We start from the raw sequence: 23,365 nt of genomic DNA, 5'->3' as shown, positions 1-23,365 counted from the left end.
CGGTGGGACGAGCCGGGGCGACAGCCTGAGCCGCCGCCCCGACCGATCAGGATGCCGGGGCGAAGTCCCTGATGTACGGGACGGTGTTCTCGGCGTGCATCGTGGCCTTCACATCCTTCGAGGTGATGTACACCGCCTGCTCGACGTACCAGATGTTGAACCAGCCGCTCTTCACCAGCCACCGGTTCACGTCTTGCATCGCGGTCTGATACGCGCTGGAGGAGGTGGCCGTCTTGGCCTTGGTGATCAGCGGATCGAGGGCAGGATCCGTCGTCTTGAAGGGATTCCACGGCCCAGTGGGCAGGACCTGCTTCGTGAGGTCCCACCACGGGTCTCCGATGCTGAGCGACATCCAGAACATGCCGTACTTGCCGGACTGCACCTCGCTGACGTAGTTCGTGGCGTCGACCTTGGCCCACTTCACGCGGATGCCGATGTCACCGAGTTGCTGCGCCACGATCGGGTTCGATTTCTCCGTCGGGTTCTCCGGCATCACGACATCGAAGCCGTTCGCATAGCCGGCCTGGGCCATGAGCTTTTTGGCTTTGGCTGGGTCGAACGGATATTCGTCATTGAGCGATTTGTCGTACGCGACGCTGAGCGGGTTGAAGATCTGGGTCGACCTCGTGCCGTAACCCTGCTGGATGCTCTTGAGCAATCCCTTCGCGTCGATCGCGTAGTTGATGGCCTCCCGCACCAGCGGGTTGGCCAGAGCAGGAACGACCGTGCCCGCCCGATCGGCGATGATCAGACCGCGACGGTTCACCGGGTTGAACGAGACGTTCAATCCTGCCGCCTTCGCTGTCGCGACGCTCGTACCGTCCGCAATCGCGCCCTGCACCTGTCCAGACTGCAGCGCATTCATCCGCGCGGTGAGATCCGACATCACCTTGATGGTGACCGTTTTGAACGGGAACGACTTCTTGTCCCAATAGTCCGGATTGCGCGTGTAGACATACGTCGCGCCGAGTTCGGTCTGCTTCGTGTCGAGCACGTACGGGCCGGACCCGACCGGATTCGTGGCGATCGACGGCGACGCGAGCGCCGCAGGGCTCCCCTCGGCTCCGCCGGCCATCGTGAGGTAGGTGAGCAGCGCCGGGTCCTGCTGGCTGAGCTCGAGCTTCACCGTGTGATCGTCGACGGGGACCACGGTCTTGATCGAACCGACCATGAAGCTGTTCTGACCGTTTCCGTTCCTGAGGTGCTCCACATTCGCCTTGACGGACTCCGCATTGAACGGCGTGCCGTCGCTGAACGTCACCCCCTTCCGCAGATTCAAGGTGAGCACCGTCTTATCGGCGTTGTACTCGAATTTCTCCGCAAGCCCCGGAGCGATCGTCGCGTCGGGCTTGAGCAGCAGGAGCGTGTCGTAGACCGGTGTCCAGAATTGGGCCTGGTTGCCGTTCTGGATCAGCGCAGGATCGAATGAGCCCGCGTCGATGGATGCCGCCAGCGTGAGGGATTTGTTCTGTGCGGTCGCGCTGGTGGTGGCCGGTGAAGAGCATCCGGCGATCGCCAGCACAATGGCGACCGATGCTGCCACCACGCCGCCGATGCGGGCACGGTAGTGACCCGATCGACGAGCGACGGGATAGTGTGTCGAGTGGAAATGCATTGAAGACCTCCTTGTCTGAAAATGCTCGGGGCCGAAGCGGCCCCGCGAGACGGTACAGCTGGCGCCCAGTGACGTGGGCGACGATTGCGCCTCCTCACTTCTGTCGGTTGAAACGTCGATGGAAGATCACACTTCCGGCCGGCCGGAGGCTTTGCGACCGGCCGGAAGGTGGATCAGGCGAGCTGCAGCTCGAGCGACTTGACGAGGTCGACCATGTTCGCCAGCGGGTCGAACTCGTGCGCGCCGAGGATGTAGCTGCCTGGCATCCGGCTCACCGGCGCGATTCCGAGGTCGGTCGTGTAGCCGAGCCACTGCTTCGCCGATGTCGGGTATCCGACATTGATCATCCGTTCGGCGACGGTCAGCAGTCGCTGCACCCTCCGGGTGTCGTCGTCGTCGCGCGTTCCGTTCGCGCACAGCCAGACCGCCAACTCCGGGAACAGCGTCGACGCATAGCCGGAGTGTCCGGAACCGCCGAGGATCATGGACTCGATCACAGAGGAGATCTGACCGTTGTAGAGGCGCAGGGGCGTCCCGGCCGACGCTTCGAGCTTCGCCGCGATATCAGGGACCGAGTGGCTGACGTCTTTGTGGAAGACGAAACGTCCGGTGTCGGCGGCCCAGCCGTAGACGTTCGCGGGGAGCACGCGTTTCCACGGAGTCGGGCACTCGTAGAAACCGAGCTTGATGTCTCCGGTCCCCTCGACGATCTGCTCGAGCTTCCCCGACCACTGGGCCTCGGACGCGCCAGGCTCGCCGAGGTGGTTCGTCAGAATGACCACTGCGTCGGCTCCGACGTCGTCCATCCGCTTGATCGACTCGATCTCGTCTTCGACCGGCGCGCCGAACGTCCCCGTCGCCACGACGGCGGCGCGGCCGTTCGCGCGCTTGACGACGCGCTCTGCGAGTTGCACCCGCTCATCCGGAGTGAGGAACTCGACCTCACTCGATCGGCAGTTCGTGAACAGGCCGGTCACTCCGGCGTCGATGTACCAGTCGGTGAGCCGGTCGACTCCCTCCCAGTCGATGGTGCGATCCCAGTTCATCGGTGTCAGCATGACGGGCCAGACGGCGGCGGTGCGCAGGTGGTCGATACTCATTCGCGGTTCCTTTCGTGTGGTGGTCGTGGGTGGTCGAGCGGGTCAGTGGGTCACGGTGATGAGGTCGGAATCAGCCGTCACTGTCCTGCGGACCGGATGGTCGATGAGGCTCTCCAACGCGAGCAGTGCGGCGCCCTGAGCGCTCGAGTCGCGGCCGAGTGCGGCCGGGACGAAGTCGAATCCGGAGGCCAGCTGGGGAAGCGAGCGCTGGCGCGTCGCCCCGGTGATGGCGGCGAGGTCGAACCCGGTCAGCTTCAGGCCGACCCATCCGCCCAGAACGATTCGCTCCGGATTGAACAGATTCACGATGTTCGACAGGCCGAGCCCGAGAAGCTCGATCGTCTCTGTGAGAACGCCTGCCGCACGCTCGTCTCCTGAGCTCGCCGAGGCGATGAGGTCGTCGACGGCCGTGGACAGATCATCCGCCGGCTGCCCGCCGGCCTCGCGCCACCTGCGGGCGATTCCGCCTGCGCCGATGTACGTGCCGAGACACCCCCTGCTGCCACAGCTGCAGGTCGGTCCTCCCGTGGAGATCTTCGTGTGCCCCCATTCGCCGGCACCCATCACAGAGCCGCGGAGCAGCCGGCCGTCGCTGATGATGCCGAGCCCGAGCCCGCGACCGACGAGGGCGATGAGCACGTCGTCCAGCTCTCGAGCCGCGCCGAACCACGACTCTGCCATCGCCTGGGTCTTCGCACCGTTGTCGGCGAACGTCGGAAGGTCGGCATGTTCGTAGATCCGGCTCACGCTGGTCGGGGTGGTCGCCCAGCCGAGCCCTTGGCCGTATCCGTTGCTGGTCATCACGTAGTCGGCGGCGCCTGACCACGAGTCACCCTTCACCTGGATGAGCCCTGGCATTCCCAGACCGACACCATAGATCGCCGCAGGACGGTCGACGGCGCGGATGGCCTCATCGATCGCCTCGGTCACGGTCGCAGCCATTGCCTCCGGATCGGAGAACGCTCCAGCGACCCGATCGACTCGCGCGATCACGGACAGGCTCAAATCGAGGATCACCGCCGTGGCTCCGTCCTCGCGGACTGACGCCCCGACGAAGTATGCGCCCTCCGGGTTCGCCGAGAGCATGGCGGTCGGGCGGCCGCCATCCGACGGAAACGCGCCGGACTCTCTGACGAGACCCTCGCCGACCAGATCGGCGACCACGTTCGTCACCGTCGCGAGCGACAGGCCGAGCGCGGCGGCCAGATGCCGCCGTGAGGTCTCCCCGTCGCGAACGATCAAGCGCAGAACGCGTGATCGGTTGCGCTTCCTCAGATCACGGGTGGTGAGTTCTTTCACGGGAGTCTCCATCGACAGTGACAGGCTTATTTCATGACTTATCGTAAGTCATAAAATAAGCCTGTGCAAGGCACCCGTCCCGTGGACCGGCGCGCGTCAGCCGTGTGAGCCCGGCCTCAGGCCGACGAAGCATCTCCGATGCCATCGGCCTCGGCGTGCGTCCGATCGTGAGCAAGCCAGTCCGAGAACGTCGGTCCGACGATGGCGGCATCCTGGGAGGGCAGCAAGGCACCGTGTCGGATCGCCCTCCAGGTCGGCCCAGGCAGGAGCAGGGGGATGCGCACGACTTTCGTCGGCCTGACCCTTCTGGTCATCTCTGCGAGGGTCATGATCTCTGGGCCGGCCACCTCTCGCTGGACGACAGTCTTTGGTTCCACTGCGGCGTCTGCTACGACCGCGGCGACGGCGTCGAGAGCGACAGGCTGGATGAGCATTCGCGGCACGAGCCCCACTGGACCGAGCCCCATCCTTTCGAGTGTCTGACCTGCGAATTCGAACCACTGCGTTGTACGCACGATGGCGAGGTCACGGCTCAGGTCCCTGGCGGCCTCCTCCTGCGCTCGCTTGCCGGCGAAGTACCCGTACCCCTGCACCTCTGCACGTTCGCAGTTGACGATGGAGAGGAGCACATGCCGCGCACCCACCGCGTTCGCTGCGGCGGCCACCGCCCGAGTCGATTGCGTGAAGAACCGTGTGGCGATCGAACGGCTGGTGGTGAATCGTCCGGTCGCTTCGACGATCACGTCCGCGTCGCGCAACCGGAGCATCGCGTCATCCCGGGTCACGTCGAACCCTGTCGAGCGCGAGAACAGCACGGGAGATGCACCCCTGGCGGCGATCGCTCGAGCGATCGCGTGGCCGGAAAGCCCTCCCCCGACGACAGCAACCTTCATGCGCGACTCCTTCCTCGATCATCCTCTACAAATGTAGAGGTCTCTATGATTGTAGAGGCACGAACGGGTGAGGTACATGACGAGACGCGAACAGATCGCGGATGCTGCGGTGCGGCTCATTGCGCAGCAGGGGATCCGCGCCATGACGCATCGCGCTGTCGATGTCGAGGCCGGGCTCGCTGCCGGGTCGACGTCGTATTACGCGAGAACCCGCTACGAGCTGACGGCCCTGGTCGTCGATCGTCTCGCCGCATACACCGAGGAGGATGTGAGCGTCCTCGTCGTGCCGACCGTTCTCTCCACCGAGGAGGCGACACACGTCGCCGTGGGCTTCCTCGACCGCCTGGCCCTGCGCGAGGATGCGCAGGCCGCCCGGTTCGCGCTCCTGTTCGAACTGCGGGACGACGAAGAGCTGCGATCGAGACTCACCGTCGGCGCCCCCGTTCGGTCCCGGTTGAACGTCGCCGCCCAGGAGGTCTTGACCGCTGCCGGCATCTCGGATGCGGCAGCCCACGCCAGCGACCTGGTCGGACTGGTCGATGCCCTGCTGATGTACAGAGCAGCTCGCGCCGCCCCCGTCGATGCGCGGCAGGTGCTCGGCGCGTATCTGAGGGGACTCGAGCGCACGGATACCGCGGGCATCCGCGGCGATTCGCACTGAGACCATCCCCTCGGAGCGGGATTGGGTGGCGAGGGCCGCGGCAGAGGGTCAGGGCGACCGCGGGCGGAGGCCATCGAGGACGATGTCGAGCATCCGGGATGCCGTGGGTGATGCCGTCGACTCGTCGGACTTCCGCCGTTCTGCGCCCTGCTCTTCGATCGTCGCGATCGCGGCCGACACCCTGAGCAGGTCGGCGATCGTCAGATCGGAGCGGATGCCTCCGCTGGACTGCGCACGAGCAAGCAGCGCACCTCCGGTTCTGGCCATGTTCCGACAAAGCTCATGGAGTCGTGAGTCGTCGTCGACCATCGCCCTGACGACCAAGTCCGGAACTCCGGGGAACGCGCGCATCTCGTCGGTGAGCGCGCTCAACCACTCGATCAAAGACCCGGTGGCGTCGTCGCGCGATTCGAGCTCGGCGCGGAGAGCATTGAGCGACGCGAAACTGTCCGCGAGCAAGGCTGCCAGCACGGCCTCGCGCGATTCGAAGCGCCTGTAGAGGGTTCCGATTCCGACGCCGGCCCGTCTCGCGACGTCGCGAAGCGAGGCATTCACGCCGTCGCGCGCGAAGACCTCTGCGGCACTCTGCAGAAGTCTGTCCCGATTTCGCGCCGCGTGGGCACGGGCGGCCGACCAGCCGACATCGCCGCTCTCGGTCACTGAGTCTCAGTCCGGTCGTTCATGTCGGGATGATCTTAGTCGATGGCACTTGATCTCCGGAGCGCTGCTCCGTACTCTGATGTACGGAGCACTGCTCCGCACATCGATAATCATCAGGAAGGCCACCCAATGCCCACTCGTCACCCGGTCGCGGGTCAGCCCGTGTTCGAGCACTACTCCCTCGAGTTCGCCGACTACTTCGTCATGGACAGGCACGATGGCGTCCTGACGCTTCGCCTGCACACGGACGGTGGGCCGGCTCGATTCAACCTCGACGTGCACCGCGCATGGGGCAATGCGTGGCGAGAGATCGGCGGTGACCCGGCCAACGAGGTGATCATCATCACCGGAACGGGCGATCTCTTTCTCGACTTTCCCAATGCCGACGACCTGAGCCGACTCCAACCGGAAGGCGCCACCGACCAGTTCGCGTACAACACCTACTACGAGGGCCTGAAGCTGATCGAGAACTTCGTGCACGCGATTGACGTCCCGACCATCGCCGCGATCAATGGACCGAGCCGATTCCACACCGAGTTCGCGCTGATGGCCGATCTGACGATCGCCACCGACGATGTCGTGTTCTCCGACGGGCACTTCGCGGCCGCGACCGCGCCGGGAGACGGGCTCGGTCTGGCGCTGCAGGAGACTCTCGGCACCAAGCGTGCCGCCTATCATCTCTACACGGGCGCACCGGTGGACGCGCATACGGCGCTGGAGCTCGGTCTGGTCAACGAGATCGTGCCGCGAGACCAGATCATGGATCGTGCCCACGAGCTGGCGGCGCTCATCATGAAGCAGCCCCGCGCCGCGCGGCGCTTCACGCACGCCATCGTCTCGCGCCCGTGGAGGCGCAGGGTCTCCGAGGACTTCGGAGTGCAGCTCTCGAGCGAGATGCTGGGTATATCGGCAGACAAGATCTTCGGGTGACAGGATCGTCGGATGGTGACGTCAGACTATCGAGAGCGCGAGCTCGCCCGTCTGCAGCGATCGGGATGGATCACGGCCCCGGCGATCAGGGACCTCGTCGAGACGTCAGGTCTTCCCTCGCCGCTGGACGCCATCGCCGACCTCATGGACGACGACGCGTGGGAGGGGGCGGCGCACGTCGAAGCCCAGCTCCGTGCTCGTTTCGACGGGTTCCGCTTCGCCGGAGACGTCGAGTTCGGCATCCTTCTCGTGCCGTCGCCCCATCATCTGGACACGCGAGGACGGGTTCCCGACGCGGTTCGCGCGAGTCAACACTCCGGGTTGACATCGGACTTCGTCGATCCGTCGCTCGATCCCGGCGTCGATCTCACTGTGCCGACCCTGCCGTGGACGCCGTTCGTCTCCGTCGTGGGTTCGTATGGTCTCGCCGGCGGAAGCTACGACGACATCGCGCGGTCCCCCGGCGAGCGCTTCGAGGTCGACGGCGTCGACACTCGTGCTGCCATGACCCGGCAGCTCTGGGGTGCGCGCCTCCTTCAATCCGAACCAGGATCGATCCCCGACAGCGACGACAACGTCACGTGGACGTTCACCCTGTTTCCCGGTGAACCCCTCGTCGACGGGCAGGTGGCGTCCGGCACCGTTCTCAAAGGGAAGGTTCGGTTCCGGTTGGGCAAGGCCGACCGAGGCATCGGAAGCGCCAGGGTGGCCCCAGCGGTCCGACTCGTCTAGTCGCGCCGGCCGAAGGCTCCGATGGATGCGTGGAACAGACCCATACAGAGCGCCCCCACCGCCACGGCGACCCATCCGACGGGCTGCCCGCCCAGGTCCGCGAAGCCCAGGCTTGCTCCACCGCCGACGAGCATCACCCACCCGCCGACCAGGTTGACGACCGGAGAGCCGCCGAACGGTGTCGGAAAATGCTCCTTCGTGATGCCCTTCACGAAGTGAGGGATGCCATTCGCGACGAGCACCCCTCCGGCCAAGCCCAGGACGAGCGTCTGAATCATGGATCCTCCTCGCGAATTCCATCTTTCAGTCATCAATTGTTGATCGAGCCAAGAATAGCCGACGAAGCGCTTCAGTCAACAGCGGTAAACTCAAATGCATGGCATCCCCCGTACCGGCGAACAGGCGACGAGAGCAGCGGAGGGAGACCGACCGCCGCATCCTCGCTGAAGCTCGACGATTGTTCAGTGAGCGTGGATACGAATCGACTACGGTGCGCGACATCGCCGCCGCGGCTCGAACGGATCCAGCACTCGTCGTTCGGAACTTCGGTTCGAAAGCCGACCTCTACGAACGCGCCGTCGGCCTCGAGCCCGAACTGGACGACACGGCAGACCTCCGCGTCCTCGCGTCCAACCTGGTCGCCTCCCTCGAAGAGAAGCTCACGTCTCCGCCCGTCGAGCTCCTTGCGGCGCTGCGCTCAGTGCACTCCGATCGCGGTTCGGCATCCGACCTCGTGTCGGTGATGCGGGCGCAGCAGGCGGCTGTGGCCGAGAAGCTGACAGCACCACACCCGCGCACACGAGCAGGCCTCGTCGGCGCCCTGACCATCGGCGTGGTGGTAAGCCGCTACATCCTGGAACTGGATGGGCTCGGGCCCGAACACACCGACGCCGTGGCGGAACTGCTGCGGCCGGTCATCGCAGAGCTCATCGACCCAGCGGAGGGTGAGCCCTCGCTCGACTGAGGTGGAGGTCATCGCAGATGCTGCACCGTCAGGTTCAGGACCTCCTCGGGGGACTCATCGAGCAGGAAGTGGCCGCCGGGGACCACGCGAACAGTGACGCGGTCAGCCAGCCGCAAGGGAACAGTCAGCACCGACGGCGGCAGCAGCGCATCGCCGTCCCCACCGATGATCACGGTGGGCGTCGTGAACGGACGCCGCCGATCGACTCCCAGCAGAAGCCGGGGAATGTCACGCAGCACGAGCTGCGTGTGCAAGCGCCTCCCCGCCGAAGCGCGCGCCGGCTCCGCCGCCGGGCCTGAGTAGATCGTGCGGAGCTGGTGCGTCCAGAGCCCGCGATCCGGGGCATCGCGGGCGAGTAGCCACCCCGCCACCTCGGGACGGCGACGCAAGACCCACTCACCGACGCCCGGGATCTCGAACAACGCGGTCACCCACCATCGCCAGAGGTGAGGGATGAGATGGCGCTGCATGACCCAGGGATGCACCATCGAAACGGACACCAGTCGTCGCACCCGATCGGGGTGGTCGAGCGCCAGCCGGAACCCGAGCCACGCTCCCCAATCGTGCCCGACGATATCGGCACGGGCCACCTTCAGCGCGTCGAGGAGTGCGATGACGTCGGCCACTCGCTGCGACGTGTCGTACCCCCGTCGTGGTGCGTCCGTGGAGCCGCATCCCCGCAGATCAATGGCGATCACGTGCCTGTCGCCGGCGAGGGGAGCGATGAGGTGACGCCAGGCGTACGCGTGCTGCGGAAAGCCGTGGAGAAGGAGCACGGGCTCGGCCTGACGGCTACCGGCCTCGATCACATGGAATCGGCAGTCGTTCACGACGATGAATCGGTCGCGCATGCGGGGTCCACGGGTCGACTCAGGATGGCTCGGATTCGAGATATAGTCAGGCACATGACTAAAATGCCCGATGCTGCTGCGATAGTCAAGGACCTGACCAATCCCCTTGCCGGGCGGCCGCGCCCGATCGGCGATCTGATGAGGCAGGCGCGCCAACGACTCATGGCGTTCCTCGACGAGGGCTTGGTCGATGCCGGATACGCCGACATCAGCGCCGCACACGTATCGGTGCTCGCAGCGGTCGACCCCGGAGGTTCGCGCCTCTCGACGCTGGTGGAGCGCGGAGGACGCACGAAGCAGGCCACCGCCCAGCTCGCCGGACATCTTCTGGCTCGCGGCTACGTCGAGAACCGACCGGACCCCGCGGACGGGAGGGSGAGCCTGTATCTCCCGACGCAGCGGGGCTGGGATCTGCTGGTCGCAGCAGAAATGGTGGTCAGCGAATACGAAGCCTGGCTCGAGGGCATGCTCGGAAGCAACGCCGTCGGGCAGCTGAGGACTGCTCTCACCACGATTGCCGACAAGGGGCAGGAATCCTCGTCGTCGAGCTGACTCACCGCGCCGGCGGGCTCGCCGGAGCGACCTGTCGTGTCACAGCGCCCAGATAGGCGGAGAGGGCGTCGCGGTTCTGCGTCAGGCAGCGGATGCGTTCGTCCATCTTGTCTCGCTGCTCCTCGATCGTCGCGACCATCTCAGGGGTCGCCGACTCGAAATGGATGGCGGACGGGGAGCGCAGGCACGGGAGGATCTGCCGGATGATCTTGACGGGCAGGCCGGCATCGAGCAGGCCGCGGATCTGTGCGACTCGATCGACGAGCGCCTCCTGATAGTCGCGGTAGCCGTTCGATTCCCGCTCCGCGAAGATGAGCTCCTGTTCCTCGTAGTAGCGCAGCTGACGCCGCGACGTCGCCGTCCGCCGGGACAGCTCTCCGATGCGCATGCTGATCCTCTCCCTGCGGGACACTTGACCCTCACACTAATGTGAAGGTTTCATGATGGCGATATGACGAACAACGATCTGTACGCCCGGCGGCCGTCCGGGGCCGAACTGGCTGGAAAAGTCGCACTGGTGACCGGAGGCAGCCGCGGGATCGGCGCCGCCATCGCCGTCACGCTCGCATCGTCCGGCGCGAAAGTCGCGCTGACGTATGCGAACTCCCCCGATCGCGCCGACGCGGTGGCGAACCGCATCCGCGACGACGGCGGTATCGCATCCGCCATCCATGCGGATCTGGCGGAGCCGGATGCTGCGCGCGGCGCCGTCGAGAGGACGGTGAACGATTTCGGTCGAATCGACATCGTGGTGAACAACGCCGGCTTCCTGACATCCGGTCCTCTGCAGGACGTCTCTGTCGCCGAACTGGATCGCGTGCTCGCCGTCGACCTCCGCTCGGTGTTCCTTGCGTCCCAGGCCGCGGCGCGGCACATGAGCGAGGGAGGTCGGATCATCAGCATCGGGTCCTGCTTCAATGGCCGGGTGCCCGGTCCGGGCGCCGTACTCCAGGCGATGGCCAAATCCGCGCTGATCGGCTTGACGAACGGTCTCGCTCGCGAGCTCGGCCCCAGAGGCATCACCGCGACGATGGTGGACCCTGGGCCGATCGATACCGAGATGAACCCCGCCGACGGCGACACCGCCGACTTCCAGCGGTCGCTCACCGCGCTCGGTCGCTACGGCGAGGTCGAGGACATCGCGGCGGCCGTCGCCTATCTCGCAGGACCAGGCGGTCGGTACGTGACTGGCGCGTCCCTCGCCGTCGACGGGGGCTATACGGCCTGAGGACCCCGGCTCACGGTCTCGAGGCACCACGAGAGATCTCGTGCGGTCGAACGCGGTCCGTCCGGCCCGCATCGGTGATGTAGCTCTGCAGCGCACCGCCCATGCGGGCCGCGATCGCCTCTGCCGGAGCCGAGGCGATCGGTTCGATCTCGACGACGTAGCGCATCAGTGCCAGGCCGATCAGCTGCGACCCGATCATCTCGGCGCGCAGTTCTGCGTCGTCGCCGCCGATCGCCTCGCTCAATCGAACGACGATCTCTCGCTTCATGAACTCCACGAACATCGACGCGGATGCTGTATCCGTCGGTGCCGAGCGTATGAGCGCGAGCAACGGACCGACGCTCGCCTGCTCATCCCAGATCTCCAGGAAGTGCCGGACGATCCGTTCACCGAGTCCGTCGAGTTCTCCGTCCAGTTGCGCCGCGAGACGTTCCGGAACGTTGCGCGGAAGCTCCATCGCCACGGAGAACAGCCTCGCCTTCGTGCCGAAGAAGTAGTAGACCATCGACGGGTCCGCCTGCGCCTCTGCCGCTATCGCTCGCACGGTGGTCCGGTCGTATCCCGTGCGATTGAAGCAACGGCGCGCGGCGTCGAGGATGCGCTTCCGGCTGTCTTCTCCGGAGCGCCATCTGCCCGGTCGGCTGCTCGCATTCTCCACGTCCGCAGCATACTTCATCGGCTGTTGAACAATACCCGGGCGACGACTAGCCTGAAACTCCATCAAGTGGTGAAGAATACGGAGCGATGCGATGAGTGAGTACACGGTTCGATTGGGAGAGCACGCCGATCCGCTTCTCCTCGGCGGAAAGGGCGCCAACCTGAGCGCCCTGGTCGACGCCGGATTCCCCGTGCCGGACGGGTTCGTCGTGACCACAGCCGCCTACGTCGAGTCCGTCGAGGAGGCGGGGCTGGCGGGCGCTGAACCGGATGCACTACGAACCGGCATCCCGAACCTCTCCATGCCCGACCGCATCGTCGGGCAGATCGTGATGGCGTACAAGGAGCTGGGGTCGCCGGTCGTCGCCGTCCGGTCATCCGGCACGGCAGAAGACTTGGCAGGTGCTTCCTTCGCGGGCCAGCACGACAGCTACCTCAACGTCCACGGGGCCGACGCCGTCGTGAGCGCTATACGAGACTGCTGGGCGTCTCTCTGGACGACACGGGCCGTCGCATACCGCGATCGCTTCTCGTGGGACGAACAAGGTCTCGCACTCGCTGTCGTGGTTCAGCGCATGGTCGACGCGGAGTGGGCGGGTGTCATGTTCACTGCCGACCCGGTATCGGGGCGTCGGGACAGGATCGTGGTGGAGGCGGTTCGCGGTCTGGGAGAGGCCCTGGTCTCGGGAGAAGCAACGGGCGAGCACTTCGAGGTCGACACGATCACTGGAGCACAGGTCGCCGGCCACCCGGCGATCCCACGCGCCGCTGTGAGGCAACTCGTCGCCCTCGGCCGCGACGTCGAGCAACGGTTCGGCACACCGCAGGACATCGAGTGGACATACGCGAACGGGCGCTGCGCACTCGTTCAGGCCAGGCCGCTCACGGCTCTCCCCGAGGCTCCGCCGAGCGGCCCGGCCGAGGCAGGTCGCCCGTCGATGCGTTCCGCGAAGCGATCCGCGAAACGCGACGCGGATCGCCTGACGAACAGCCTCGGCACCTTCGCGATCACCGCGGATCACATGCCATACCCACCGTTCCCGATGGATGTGTCTCTCGTCTTCAGACCGGCGCTCGGAGCGGTTCTCGGCTCCATCGCGTCGGCGGGATTCACCTCGCCGACGCTCGACGACGTGCTGGTCGAGATCGACGACGGGGTCACGCAGATCGCGCCGCCTCGGATCCGCCCGACCTGGCGCGCCATCTGGCGTGTCCCTGCTGTGCTGCCGAAGGCATTTCGCCTGATGCGCACGAGAACGGCCGACTGGAACGCCCGTACCGATGAATCGTTCCGCCCGCTCGCGCATCGTCTCGACACAGAGGACCTGACCACCGTCGATGACTCTGCATTGATCGCTCGTGTCCACGAGCTGATCGACACGGTCGGCAGCCTGATGCCGTCTCGTTTCGGAGCGCTGATCGGCGGCATGGCGGCTGAAGCAACGGCCGCGGGTCTGTTGCGCTGGGTCGTCGGACGAGACCGGGTAGAGGCCCTTCGCGCCGATCTCATGTCAGGCGTTCCGTGCGTGATGACCTCGACGAACGCCGACCTCGAACGCATCGCTGCCATCGTGCGGGCGACGCCCGAGCTGCGCGACGTGTACCGCACAGAGGAGCCGGCTGATATCGCTGCACGGTTGCGGGAGTCGGAGGGGGGCCGCAGCCTGCTCGCCGAAGTGGACGACCATCTTCGCGCATACGGGTACCGGTCGGTGTCGATCTTCACGGTCGGCCTACCTCCCCTGCGGGATGCGCCCTGGATCGTGCACGGCTTCATCAAGAGTCTCGCCGGGCTCGAGCAGAAACCGGATCGAGCCGTCGAGGTGCGCCTCGCGCGGGCCAGAAATGAGCTGGCCGCGGAACCAGGATGGCGCGCCGGAGTCGCCCGACCGATCATCGACCGGCAGCTTCGCGCGGCTCGATCGGGTGCCGGATTCCGTGACGACAGCCAGTACGTGCTCGAGATCGCTCTGGCCGTCGCCCGGCGCATCCTGCTCGAGCTGGGCGGCCGGCTGACTGCTCGCGGCGCTCTCGCCAGCCCTGACGACATCGCGTATCTGACGATCGACGAGCTCGCCCCAGTATCGAACGAAACATCTTTGCACCTCGTCGAACAACGAAAGGCGGCCCGCATCGCGGCGCTCGATGATTACACCGTCATCCCGGCGGAGCTGTTCATACCGGCGGACGCGGATGGACGGGTGCGTGGCATGCCGGCTAGCCGCGGGCGCGTCGTCGGGCGTGTGCGCATCATTCATGACGAGGCGGAGTTCGCCACCCTTCAAGCCGGCGAGATCCTGGTCTGTCCGTTCACCAATCCGACCTGGACGCCCCTCTTCTCGATCGCGGCGGCCGTGGTCGTCGACTCAGGAGGAGCAGCGTCGCACGCCGCGATCGTCGCGCGAGAAGTGGGAATCCCGGCCATCATGGGCACCGGCAACGGCACACGCATCCTGTCGGACGGCCAGCGGGTCCTCGTCGATGCGGAACGCGGAATCGTCGTCCCGATCGGCGTTGGCGCGCTCACGGAAGCCATGGACAGTGACGATGTCGTCGTGTGACGGACGCCTTTGACCGGACCAGCAGTCCCCCTCGAACATGGTGGCCATGACCATCGCAGATGAAGAGACAACGCCTGAGACCATTGAACGCGCCCGGCGGCTCACTGAAGCCGGGACGGCGTGGGGTTCGCGGATCGACGCTGACCGAACCGCCGCTCACCTCACCTACAAGGTCCGCGGCGAAGGGTCGGGTGCCGTCGCCAGCCGAATCACGGCAGGAAAGCACACGTTCCTTGTCGATGAGCCGGCCGCGCTCGCGGGGGACGACGCCGCCGCCAGCCCCGTCGAGTACGCGCTCGGCGCACTCATCTCGTGCCAGATCGTCGTATTCCGGCTTTACGCTCACGCGCTGAACATCCCATTCGACGACATCACGGTCACCGCCGAAGGAGACCTCGACGCTGCGCGCCTCTTCGGGCTCGACGAGTCGGTCCGCGCAGGCTTCGGAGAGGTCCGCCTGATCGTCGAGCTGTCCGGTCCGGCAACCGAGGAGCGCTATCAGGAACTCCGCGCAGCCGTCGACGCCCATTGCCCTGTGCTCGACCTGTTCGCCAACGCGACACCGGTCATCACCACCGTCCGCAAAGCGTGAAAGCCGGGGCGCATCGTTCGAGATGATGACGACCCGCGCCCGATCCGGGCGCGGGTCATCACCTATCGCGGGCTGATCGTCGTCGTGAGCCCGGGTGTCGGCTCCAGCGGCAGCGTCTCATCGCCGTAACGGACGATGATCGGCTTGGCGGTGGCACCTGGCGCGACCGCAATGCGCGCCTCGTCCAGGACGCCGTCGCTCCACGACAGATCGAGCACGTACCCGCCCTTCGCCCGTAGCCCGGTGATCCTCCCGTCCTTCCATGCCGCGGGAAGCGCCGGCAGCAGTTCCACGACCTCGCCATCCGATTGCAGCAGCATCTCGGCGACTCCCGCGGTGCCGCCCGCGTTCCCGTCGAACGAGTAGATGTTCTGCGTGGCACCGGCGACGCCACCGGCCGAGTACGACATCAGGTTCACCTCGCTGGTGTCCGTGATGAGTCGTGTGTAGTGCCGGAGTGCCGCATCCCCGTCGAGGAGACGCGCGAAGTAGACGGTGAAGTTCGCCTCCACCCACTCCACCTGCTCCCACCCCGGCGCATCCATCCTCCGCTGGATCGTCACCCGAGCAGCCTCAGCGAGCTCTGGTGTCGCACGGGGACCGATCTGCCGCTCGGGGTAGAGCGCGCAGAGGTGCGAGGTGTGGCGGTGGGCGGGATCGTGCTCCTCGTAGTCCAGCAGCCACTCCTGGAGCTGGCCGTGACGACCGACCTGGAACGGCGGCAGCTTCTCCCTGGCCACCAGGATGCGCCCTTGAAGAGTCTCGTCCACGTCGAGGAGTTTCGCGGCTTCCCCCGCAATCCGGAGGATGGCTTCGGAGAAGACCCGGTCGACAGTGTTGCCCATCGCCAACGATGCCGGGCTGCCGTCTTCCGTCACGTACCAGTTCTCCGGACTGTCGGCCGGGCCGGCGACGAGCCAACCCGTCTCCGGGTCCAGCACCAGGTAGTCGAGAAGGAAACGCGCAGCATCCCGCAGCACCGGATACGCCCGCTCACCGAGGAACGCCAGGTCGCGGCTGTACTCGAAGTGCTCCCAGAGCTGGAGCGCCAGCCACGCGCCGCCGGTGACATTCATCCCCCAGCCGGCGCCCGAACCGGGGGCCGTATACCCCCAGGCGTTCGTCACGGTGTGCGCGACCCAGCCGTCCGCGCCGTACATCTCGCGAGCCGTTACCCGGCCCGTCTCGGCGAGGAGATCCAGCAGACCGAACAGCGGCTCCTGGCATTCGCCGAGGCCCGTCGGCTCCGCAGCCCAGTAGTTCTGCTGCGTGTTCATGTCCAGGTGGAAGTCGTTCGTCCACGAGGCGCTGCTGGCGAGGCCGTCATTCCATTGGCCTTGAAGAGCGAGCGGGAGAGGCGAATCCGCCCGCGACCCCGCGATCGTCAGATACCGGCCGTATTGGTAGTAGAGCGCTAGCAGGGCGTCGTCGCGCTCACCCCTGGCGAGCCTCCGGTGCCGTTCGTCTGTGGGGAGCGCGGCGATGGAGGAATCGGTCTCCCCGATGCGCAGAGTCGAGCGGGCCATGAGCGCTCCGTGGTCGGCGATATGGTCGGCGCGCACCCGTTCGTACCCGTCTGCCGCGGCCTGCGCGAGCAGCGCATCCACCCTGTCGTCCGGATGCTCGCCACGCCAGTCCGTCCCAACCGCGATGTAGAGGGTCGCGACCGTGGCGTCGGCGACCTCGAGCGCGTCGCCGGATACCGTGATCGTCCCATCCGTCGACGCGACGGTTGCTCTGATCAGGACGCGGACGCCCTGTGTGCCGTCGCTGTGCAGCGTCTCGAATGCGTGGCCGTCGAACGTCACCGTGTCCGTATCCGAGGACACGGCCCCGGGGATGACATCGGTCGCGAATCCGACGCGGAACGCCAGCGCTCCCTCGGAGCCGCTGCGGAGCTGAACGGCGATCAGTCCGTGCGGATGGGACGCGAAGACCTCGCGCGAAATGTCGGCGCCATCCACCAGATAGCGGGTGGTCACGATCGCATCGTCGAGGTCGAGTCGCCGAGAGTAGCCTTCGGCGCGATCGCCGTGGCCGAACGCGACGACCACATCCGGCAGTGGCAGGTTCGTGCCGAAACTGGTCGGGCGCCCGAGGAGGTCGCGCACTGCAAGCTCCTGCGCCTGCCTCGCCTCGCCCGCGAACAGGAGCTCACGGACCCGCCCGAGCGAGCCTGCTGCCGCCCGATTGACGTCTGTCGATGCCGGCGCTCCCGACCAGGCTGTCGATTCACTGAGGTCGATGCGTTCGGTCTCGATCCCTCCGAAGACCATCGCGGCGAGCCTGCCGTTGCCGATCGGCAACGCCTCGAACCAGTTCGAGGCCGGACGTTCGTAGTGGAGGGATCCGGAGCGCGCCGCCGGGATCTGGCCGTCGGATGCGTCGTCGGTGATGGTCAGCATGTCGGTACTGGACTCCTTCAGTGGCTGGTGAGGTGGATCAGGATCGCCTGCTGGGCGTCCAGGGTGGGCAGCGGCAGACCGGCCCCTCCGGCCACGCGGCCGCTGACGGAGAACCCGTCGCCGGCCGCCTGGACCAGCCACGCCGGCGGGTTCTCGTGCAGCGAGGTGCGGCCGATCTCGTCGCGGACCCGGATGCGGTAGCCACGGTCGGGATCGAGGCCGGGCAGCCGGACGCGGCCGGACTGCGCGGGAGCGGACGTGCCGAGCCGAGCCCAGGAAAAGACGGCCTCCGAGCGGTCGGTGGAGACCACGCCGGTGAGGACGCTCTCCTGGTCCGCCAGGTCACCACGGACGAGGTCGCCGCTGTGGAGAAGCGGGCGCAGTTCTTTGTAGAGGGCGGCGAACGCCGTGACGGTGTCGAGTTCCTCGCGCGAGAGACGGGTCAGATCGGCCTCGATCCCGGCGTGACCGAACAGCGCCGTGGCGAGGCGGAACGAGAGGGCTGTGACCCGGTGGGTCGTGTGCGACTCCTCGGCCCCGACATGACTTCCGATCAGTTCGAGCGGGATGAGCTGCGCCGTCCAGCGCTGGATGTTCTGACGCTCGACGGGGTCGTTGCAATCCGACGCCCACACGCGGTCCGTGCGCGCCAGGATCCCGAGGTCGACCCGCCCGCCGCCGGATGCACAGGACTCGATCTCCAACGCAGGGTGGCGCCGTTTCAGCTCGTCGAGCATCCGGTAGAGCGCCAGCGTCTGTTCGTGCACGCCCGCCCGGTCACGGTCGTTGCGGAGCGCGGCCTCGTGCAGCTCGCGGTTGTGATCCCACTTGATGTAGTCGATGCCGTACTCGGCGACAAGCGCGTCGATCCTGCCCAGGATGTGCTCCCAGGCATCCGGATGCGCGAGGTTCAGCACGTACTGGTGCCGGATCGCCGCGCCGACCCCGTCCGACGGGGCGAGGATCCAGTCGGGATGCTCCTGCGCCAACCGGGAGCCGAGGTTGACCATCTCCGGCTCGAACCAGAGTCCGAACTGCATCCCCTTCTCGCGTACCGCGTCCACCAGCGGCCAGAGTCCGTCCGGCCACACCTCGGTGTCGACGATCCAGTCGCCGAGGCCGTTCGTGTCGTTCCGCCGTCCGGCGAACCAGCCGTCATCGAGGACGATGCGCTCCACGCCGACGCGCGACGCGGCATCGACCAGCCGTTCGAGCGTCGCCAGGTCGTGGTCGAAGTAGACAGCCTCCCAGGTGTTCAGCGTCAACGGACGCGGCGAGCGCGGATGCGTGTCGCGCGCGCGCAGCTTCCTGTGCAACGCACCGGAGAGGCCGTCGAGGCCCGCGTTCGACCAGATGAAGGAGACTTCGGGCGCTTGGTAGCACTCACCTGGGCGGAGCCCGACTTCCCCAGGGAGGAGCAGCTCGCCTGCGCCGAGGATCGAACGGAACACTCCTGCGCCCTCCGGGAGCTGCTCGACGAGGTAGCGCTGGTTGCCCGACCAGCCCGCGTGCACCGCCCACACTTCGCCGTTGCGGAAGTCGAAGCCATGGGTGCCCGCGATGAGGAGGTACGGCGAATCAAGGCTGGACCGGCCCCTGCGACTTTCGCGCAGGCGGGTGCCGAGATCGATCGCACCGCGCTGCGGACTGCGCTCGCGCGACCATTTGCCTGTGAAGTCCAGGTATTCGGTCGCGCGATCCGGCAGCGGCAGGAGGGCGGTGACGGCGCCGACGTCGTACACCATTTCACCGTCGGACTCGTTGGCGACGGTCGTCCCGACGTCGAGTACTCCGAATCGATCGAGCCGGTAGCGGACCGTCGCGACGAGTCCGTTCCGTTCGTCCCGAAGCGTGACGTCGAGCTCTCCCGCTGCCTCGTCGAAGCGATGAGAGGCGAGCACGAACCGTGCGTACGGGCTTCCGTCCCGGACGACGCCTTCGATCGCCGGAGTGCCAGACCAGGCGTCCGCCTCAGTAGGGAGAATCGTCAGATCGCGCGGCTCGTCGGTCGAGTTGTGGGTCGCGGAGGGGTCGGCGCTCGTCACCAGCGCGTCGAGGTCGGAGGCACCCAGGTCGCCCAGGTCGGCGCCCCAATGGATGATCCGAGGGCGCGGATGAGCGAGCTCGACGATGAGCGCGGTGCCGCCGCCGCGGAGAGTGATGATCGGATTCGTCGTGTTCAATGTGTTCCTCTTCACCCTGAGGGTGCTGGTGCGTGGAACTGCGGCCGCGCGGAGGGTCAGCTGCCGCGCGGCCGCAGGCTCAGATGTTCGCTGCTACTTCTTGGCGAGCAGTTCTTTGGACTGGTCCTGCATCTTCTGGAAGATGCTCTCATCCGCCTTGTTCGTGAAGTACGCTTCGAACTGCGGGACCATCGCGTTGGTCAAAGCGGAACCGTTGTTGTAGATCGGGCTCGGGAACAGCTCGTCGTTCTTCACGTAGTCGGAGAACACGTGGAAGTCGGGGAGCTTGGCGCTCTCCTGCTTCGTCAACGCTTCCATCGACGCACCGATGGACGGGAAGAACGACGCGTTGTACGTAGCTGCCTTGGTCTGGCACGCCTCGCTCTCCTGGTACGAAACCCACTTCCAGGTCTGGTCGATGTGCTTGCCGCCTGCCCAGATGTTGTTGCCGTTCGAATTGGACATCGCATGGCGCTTGCCGTCGGTGCCAGCGGGCATCGGAGCGATTCCGACCTTGGCGTCCTTCAGCGCGGCGTATGTTGACGCTTCCCAGGTGCCGCCCAGCGTGATCGCCACGTTGCCGGACGCCAGCTGCTCGTTGCTCGCGGTGGTGAACTGGTTCAGCTGAGGCGTGAAACCGTCGTTCGCCAGGTCACGCACGAGCTTGACACCCTGGACCACCTTGGGGTCGTTGTAGTTGAAGACGGTCGCCCACTGGTTCTTGTTCGGAATGTTCACGCCATCGTTCGGCAGGATCCATCCCCACGCGTTCTGGCCGAAGGGGTCGCCGGTGGATTCGAGGTTGCTCATCCCGTACGTGGCGATGTTCTTCGAGTCGAAGCCGGGCTCGTCGCCGCGGACACCGTTCTTGTCGACCGTGAGGTGCTTGATGGCCTTCCACAGGGTGCCGCCGTCCTGCGGGTTCCACGTGAACTTCGCCGCATCCTCCGGCGTGTAGCCGGCTTTTGCGAGGAGGTCGGTGTTGAAGTAGAGCACGCCGGTCGACCAGTCCATCGGGAGGGCGTACTGCTTGCCGTCCGTGTACTTCCAGGCGTCGGCGCCGATGGCGAACTGGCTCATGTCGACCTTGTCCTGCTTGATCTTGTCGTCGAGCGCCAGAAGCTGGTGCTGGCTGGCGTACGACTGCAGGAAAGTCACACTGTTCATGAACGCGTCCGGGGCATCGCCGGAGACGAATCCGGCGGTGATCTTCGTGAAGTAGTCGCTCACTTGGTACTGCGAGATCTTGACGGTGACGTTCGGATTCTCTTTCTCGAAGCCGGGGATGCACTGCTGGTATGCGGCCGCCTGGTTCGGGTCCCACGTCCACCAGTTGACGGTGGCCTTGTCGCTGGAGCCCCCGCCTCCGGTGCAGCCGGCCAGTGCCATGAGCACTGCGGCGCCCGCGGCGACGGGGACGAACTTCTTGAGTTTCACGATGTGCCTCTTTCTGGATTGCGATGACCGAATGGCCTCAGTGCCACCCGGCTTGGAGCGCACTCGCCTGGCCGGCGTGGGTCACGTCAGCAGGTTGTGATCGAGTGTGTGGGGTCTTATTTGATTCCGGTGAAGCCGATGGAATTGACGATCCGTTTGCCGAAGATCATGAAGAGCACGAGCATCGGCAATGCCGCGACGAGCGAAGCTGCCATCAGGCCGGCGTAGTCGGGCTGGGTCTGCGGTGAAGACTGTTGGAATACGCCGAGCGCGACCGTGAGAGGGCGCACGCTCGGGTCGTTCGCAATCAGCAAGGGCCAGAAGTACTCGTTCCAGGCGTTGATGAAGGTGAGGAGCGAAAGGGTCATGATCGGCCCCGTGGTCATCGGGACCGTGATCCGGAAGAGGATCTTGAACGGGCCGAGGCCGTCGATCAGGGCCGCCTCCTCGATCTCCGAGCTCAGGCCGAGCATGAACTGCCGGAGGAAGAAGATGGCGAACGCTGAGAAGAGGGCGCTGGGAGCGATCAGGCCGGCGAACGTGTTCGTCCAGCCGAGGTCGTGGATGAGCACGAAGTTCGGGAGCAGCGTCATGATCCCGGGGATCATGAGCGCGGCGAGGAAGATCGAGAAGACGATGTTGCGACCGCGCCACTGAAGTCGTGAGAACGCGTATGCAGCGAGGAGCGAGCAGAAGACGACGATGACCGTCAGCAGTGTGGCGTAGATCAGCGAGTTGCGGACGAAGAGGGCCAGGTCGATCGAGGCGCCCGAACCGCCTTCGGCGATCGCCTCGGAGGGTGAGGCGAGTCCGAGGACCCGGAGGAAGGGGCCGAGCGTGAAGCCGACAGGGAGAAGGGAGGTCGGGTTGCTGATCAACGCATAGTTGTTCGACAGTGCGGTGCGCAGGATCCAGTAGAAGGGGAACAGAGTGATCAGAAGGAACAGGGATAGGTAGACCCAGGCGATGGCCTTGCCGATGGAGAAGCGACGGCCGGACTTGGCCCGCGCGATCGGCGCCGCCGCGACCTCGGGTTTTGGGAGAAGTGTGCTGGTCATGGGTGTCTCAGTTCGTGTCCGTGTCGTTCGCGCGCATCAGGCGCATCTGGAAGAACGTGATGATCAGGAGCATCACGAAGAGTGCCATCGACATCGTCAGCGCGTAGCCGAAGTTGAACTCGGCGAATCCCGTCTTGTAGATGTACAGCGGGAGCACGTTGGACGCGTTGGCCGGGCCTCCCTTGGTCGTGACCGCCACGAGGTCGAAGACCTGGAACGAGCTGATGATCGTCAGCACGACGACCATCGCCATGATCGGTCGCAGCAGCGGCAGAGTGAGCTTGGTGAACATCCGGATCTCGCCGGCGCCGTCAATGCGGCCTGCCTCGTAGATTTCACCCGGGATGGTCTGCAGTCCCGCGAAGATCAGGATGGCGTTGTAGCCCATCGCCTTCCAGATGCTGATGAACGCGAGCGTCGGAATCACCCAGTCCTGCGACCCGAGGAACAGGATGCTGTGGCCGCCGAACGCTTTGATGAGTGCGTTCACGATGCCGAGTCCAGGGTCCAGCATCCACTGCCAGACCAGCGCGGCGACGACACCGGAGATCAGGAACGGGAGGAGCACGATGCCGCGGATGACGCTCGACTTCGTGAGCCGATGAAGAATCACCGCTGTCACGAGGGAGATGGCGAGTCCGAAGCCGACCGAGAGGATCACGAAGTAGACCGTCACCCCGAGCGAGTTCCAGAACACGCCGTCCGACAGCAGCTGCTGGTAGTTGGCGATGCCGGACCAGACGGGAGGAGTGAGGATATGGAAGTCGGTGAAGCTGAGGTAGATGCCCCGCACCAGGGGGTAGAGCGCGAAAATGATGAAGCCCACCGTCGCGGGCAGGATCAGAATCAGGGCGAGGCGCCAGTCCCCTCTGTGAGATGGGTTGCGCCTGACCTGGCGGCTGCCTCGACCGGCAGAGACGGTCGGTTTCGCAGCTGTCATGACCACGATGTGCTCTCCTTTGAACTGCTCGCCGTGGACTTCAACGG

Annotated in this window: 22 protein-coding genes; 8 read left to right on the top strand and 14 right to left on the bottom strand. The window is 65.9% G+C overall.

Annotation, left to right across the window (positions count from 1 at the left end):
* Positions 1–46 precede the first annotated feature (46 nt).
* From ASE16_RS01315 to ASE16_RS01300, 4 genes are all read right to left on the bottom strand, one after another.
* On the bottom strand, positions 47–1,615 hold the full coding sequence (locus ASE16_RS01315; RefSeq protein WP_082581130.1) for an ABC transporter substrate-binding protein: 1,569 nt from the start codon (positions 1,613–1,615) through the stop codon (positions 47–49).
* Positions 1,616–1,788: 173 nt separating this feature from the next.
* On the bottom strand, positions 1,789–2,715 hold the full coding sequence (locus ASE16_RS01310) for a dihydrodipicolinate synthase family protein (RefSeq protein ID WP_055889626.1): 927 nt from the start codon (positions 2,713–2,715) through the stop codon (positions 1,789–1,791).
* A gap of 42 nt (positions 2,716–2,757) precedes the next feature.
* The gene (locus ASE16_RS01305) at positions 2,758–4,014 is read right to left on the bottom strand and encodes an ROK family protein (protein ID WP_055889624.1); all 1,257 of its coding nucleotides are present in this window, start codon (positions 4,012–4,014) and stop codon (positions 2,758–2,760) included.
* 116 nt (positions 4,015–4,130) lie between these two features.
* Positions 4,131–4,907, bottom strand: coding sequence for an NADH(P)-binding protein (locus ASE16_RS01300; RefSeq protein WP_055889621.1), 777 nt, complete (start codon positions 4,905–4,907; stop codon positions 4,131–4,133).
* A 76-nt stretch (positions 4,908–4,983) separates the two neighbouring features.
* Between ASE16_RS01300 and ASE16_RS01295 the strand changes: the two genes are divergently transcribed.
* The gene (locus ASE16_RS01295; RefSeq protein WP_055889618.1) at positions 4,984–5,568 is read left to right on the top strand and encodes a TetR/AcrR family transcriptional regulator; all 585 of its coding nucleotides are present in this window, start codon (positions 4,984–4,986) and stop codon (positions 5,566–5,568) included.
* Positions 5,569–5,616: 48 nt separating this feature from the next.
* Here the strand turns inward: ASE16_RS01295 and ASE16_RS01290 are convergent, their stop codons facing one another.
* Positions 5,617–6,228 (bottom strand): TetR/AcrR family transcriptional regulator, encoded by a 612-nt coding sequence (locus ASE16_RS01290; RefSeq protein WP_055889615.1) that lies wholly within the window; start codon positions 6,226–6,228, stop codon positions 5,617–5,619.
* A gap of 129 nt (positions 6,229–6,357) precedes the next feature.
* Here ASE16_RS01290 and ASE16_RS01285 point away from each other — a divergent pair, with 129 nt between their 5' ends.
* On the top strand, positions 6,358–7,158 hold the full coding sequence (locus ASE16_RS01285) for an enoyl-CoA hydratase/isomerase family protein (protein WP_055889612.1): 801 nt from the start codon (positions 6,358–6,360) through the stop codon (positions 7,156–7,158).
* Between the two features lie 12 nt (positions 7,159–7,170).
* Positions 7,171–7,890: a hypothetical protein gene (locus ASE16_RS01280; protein ID WP_055889609.1), complete on the top strand. Its 720-nt coding sequence runs from the start codon at positions 7,171–7,173 to the stop codon at positions 7,888–7,890.
* Here ASE16_RS01280 and ASE16_RS01275 read toward each other — a convergent pair.
* Entirely contained in the window at positions 7,887–8,168 is a 282-nt protein-coding gene (locus ASE16_RS01275) for a hypothetical protein (protein ID WP_055889607.1), read from the bottom strand. The two genes, ASE16_RS01280 and ASE16_RS01275, sit on opposite strands and share 4 nt — an antisense overlap.
* A 98-nt stretch (positions 8,169–8,266) precedes the next feature.
* Between ASE16_RS01275 and ASE16_RS01270 the strand changes: the two genes are divergently transcribed.
* Positions 8,267–8,854 (top strand): TetR/AcrR family transcriptional regulator, encoded by a 588-nt coding sequence (locus ASE16_RS01270; RefSeq protein ID WP_082581128.1) that lies wholly within the window; start codon positions 8,267–8,269, stop codon positions 8,852–8,854.
* 8 nt (positions 8,855–8,862) lie between these two features.
* Here ASE16_RS01270 and ASE16_RS01265 read toward each other — a convergent pair whose 3' ends face one another.
* Complete coding sequence (locus ASE16_RS01265) at positions 8,863–9,705, bottom strand: alpha/beta fold hydrolase (protein WP_055889603.1); 843 nt, start codon at positions 9,703–9,705, stop codon at positions 8,863–8,865.
* Between the two features lie 54 nt (positions 9,706–9,759).
* Here ASE16_RS01265 and ASE16_RS01260 point away from each other — a divergent pair, with 54 nt between their 5' ends.
* On the top strand, positions 9,760–10,257 hold the full coding sequence (locus tag ASE16_RS01260) for a MarR family winged helix-turn-helix transcriptional regulator (protein WP_162255947.1): 498 nt from the start codon (positions 9,760–9,762) through the stop codon (positions 10,255–10,257).
* A gap of 1 nt (position 10,258) precedes the next feature.
* Here the strand turns inward: ASE16_RS01260 and ASE16_RS01255 are convergent, their stop codons facing one another.
* The gene (locus ASE16_RS01255; RefSeq protein WP_055889598.1) at positions 10,259–10,645 is read right to left on the bottom strand and encodes a MerR family transcriptional regulator; all 387 of its coding nucleotides are present in this window, start codon (positions 10,643–10,645) and stop codon (positions 10,259–10,261) included.
* 63 nt (positions 10,646–10,708) lie between these two features.
* On the opposite strand from ASE16_RS01255, the gene ASE16_RS01250 reads away from it, so the two are divergent.
* On the top strand, positions 10,709–11,485 hold the full coding sequence (locus ASE16_RS01250) for a 3-oxoacyl-ACP reductase family protein (RefSeq protein WP_055889595.1): 777 nt from the start codon (positions 10,709–10,711) through the stop codon (positions 11,483–11,485).
* Between the two features lie 10 nt (positions 11,486–11,495).
* Here the strand turns inward: ASE16_RS01250 and ASE16_RS01245 are convergent, their stop codons facing one another.
* Positions 11,496–12,248, bottom strand: coding sequence for a TetR family transcriptional regulator (locus ASE16_RS01245; protein WP_200949524.1), 753 nt, complete (start codon positions 12,246–12,248; stop codon positions 11,496–11,498).
* On the opposite strand from ASE16_RS01245, the gene ASE16_RS01240 reads away from it, so the two are divergent.
* Entirely contained in the window at positions 12,235–14,703 is a 2,469-nt protein-coding gene (locus ASE16_RS01240) for a PEP/pyruvate-binding domain-containing protein (RefSeq protein WP_082581126.1), read from the top strand. The two genes, ASE16_RS01245 and ASE16_RS01240, sit on opposite strands and share 14 nt — an antisense overlap.
* Positions 14,704–14,740: 37 nt before the next feature.
* Positions 14,741–15,295: an OsmC family protein gene (locus ASE16_RS01235; protein WP_235500221.1), complete on the top strand. Its 555-nt coding sequence runs from the start codon at positions 14,741–14,743 to the stop codon at positions 15,293–15,295.
* Positions 15,296–15,357: 62 nt separating this feature from the next.
* Here ASE16_RS01235 and ASE16_RS01230 read toward each other — a convergent pair whose 3' ends face one another.
* The 5 genes from ASE16_RS01230 to ASE16_RS01210 form a co-directional block, all read right to left on the bottom strand.
* Positions 15,358–17,700 carry a glycosyl hydrolase family 95 catalytic domain-containing protein gene (locus ASE16_RS01230; RefSeq protein WP_055889584.1) on the bottom strand — a complete coding sequence of 781 codons (2,343 nt, stop codon included), beginning with the start codon at positions 17,698–17,700 and terminating at the stop codon, positions 15,358–15,360.
* Positions 17,701–17,717: 17 nt separating this feature from the next.
* Entirely contained in the window at positions 17,718–19,883 is a 2,166-nt protein-coding gene (locus ASE16_RS01225; RefSeq protein WP_055889582.1) for an alpha-galactosidase, read from the bottom strand.
* A gap of 93 nt (positions 19,884–19,976) precedes the next feature.
* Complete coding sequence (locus tag ASE16_RS01220; protein WP_200949523.1) at positions 19,977–21,320, bottom strand: ABC transporter substrate-binding protein; 1,344 nt, start codon at positions 21,318–21,320, stop codon at positions 19,977–19,979.
* 116 nt (positions 21,321–21,436) lie between these two features.
* Entirely contained in the window at positions 21,437–22,378 is a 942-nt protein-coding gene (locus ASE16_RS01215; RefSeq protein WP_055889580.1) for a carbohydrate ABC transporter permease, read from the bottom strand.
* 7 nt (positions 22,379–22,385) lie between these two features.
* On the bottom strand, positions 22,386–23,318 hold the full coding sequence (locus tag ASE16_RS01210) for a carbohydrate ABC transporter permease (protein ID WP_082581125.1): 933 nt from the start codon (positions 23,316–23,318) through the stop codon (positions 22,386–22,388).
* Positions 23,319–23,365 lie beyond the last annotated feature (47 nt).

Source organism: Leifsonia sp. Root227 (genome assembly GCF_001428745.1).
Classification (GTDB): Bacteria; Actinomycetota; Actinomycetes; order Actinomycetales; family Microbacteriaceae; genus Leifsonia.
This window is presented reverse-complemented; position numbering and strand designations above follow the sequence as displayed.

Coding starts and splice junctions, on each gene's coding strand:
- ASE16_RS01315 (WP_082581130.1), bottom strand. CDS start 1,615: ATGCATTTCCACTCGACACACTATCCCGTCGCTCGTCGATCGGGTCAC.
- ASE16_RS01310 (WP_055889626.1), bottom strand. CDS start 2,715: ATGAGTATCGACCACCTGCGCACCGCCGCCGTCTGGCCCGTCATGCTG.
- ASE16_RS01300 (WP_055889621.1), bottom strand. CDS start 4,907: ATGAAGGTTGCTGTCGTCGGGGGAGGGCTTTCCGGCCACGCGATCGCT.
- ASE16_RS01295 (WP_055889618.1), top strand. CDS start 4,984: ATGACGAGACGCGAACAGATCGCGGATGCTGCGGTGCGGCTCATTGCG.
- ASE16_RS01285 (WP_055889612.1), top strand. CDS start 6,358: ATGCCCACTCGTCACCCGGTCGCGGGTCAGCCCGTGTTCGAGCACTAC.
- ASE16_RS01280 (WP_055889609.1), top strand. CDS start 7,171: ATGGTGACGTCAGACTATCGAGAGCGCGAGCTCGCCCGTCTGCAGCGA.
- ASE16_RS01275 (WP_055889607.1), bottom strand. CDS start 8,168: ATGATTCAGACGCTCGTCCTGGGCTTGGCCGGAGGGGTGCTCGTCGCG.
- ASE16_RS01270 (WP_082581128.1), top strand. CDS start 8,267: ATGGCATCCCCCGTACCGGCGAACAGGCGACGAGAGCAGCGGAGGGAG.
- ASE16_RS01265 (WP_055889603.1), bottom strand. CDS start 9,705: ATGCGCGACCGATTCATCGTCGTGAACGACTGCCGATTCCATGTGATC.
- ASE16_RS01255 (WP_055889598.1), bottom strand. CDS start 10,645: ATGCGCATCGGAGAGCTGTCCCGGCGGACGGCGACGTCGCGGCGTCAG.
- ASE16_RS01250 (WP_055889595.1), top strand. CDS start 10,709: ATGACGAACAACGATCTGTACGCCCGGCGGCCGTCCGGGGCCGAACTG.
- ASE16_RS01240 (WP_082581126.1), top strand. CDS start 12,235: ATGAGTGAGTACACGGTTCGATTGGGAGAGCACGCCGATCCGCTTCTC.
- ASE16_RS01235 (WP_235500221.1), top strand. CDS start 14,741: ATGGTGGCCATGACCATCGCAGATGAAGAGACAACGCCTGAGACCATT.
- ASE16_RS01230 (WP_055889584.1), bottom strand. CDS start 17,700: ATGCTGACCATCACCGACGACGCATCCGACGGCCAGATCCCGGCGGCG.
- ASE16_RS01215 (WP_055889580.1), bottom strand. CDS start 22,378: ATGACCAGCACACTTCTCCCAAAACCCGAGGTCGCGGCGGCGCCGATC.
- ASE16_RS01210 (WP_082581125.1), bottom strand. CDS start 23,318: ATGACAGCTGCGAAACCGACCGTCTCTGCCGGTCGAGGCAGCCGCCAG.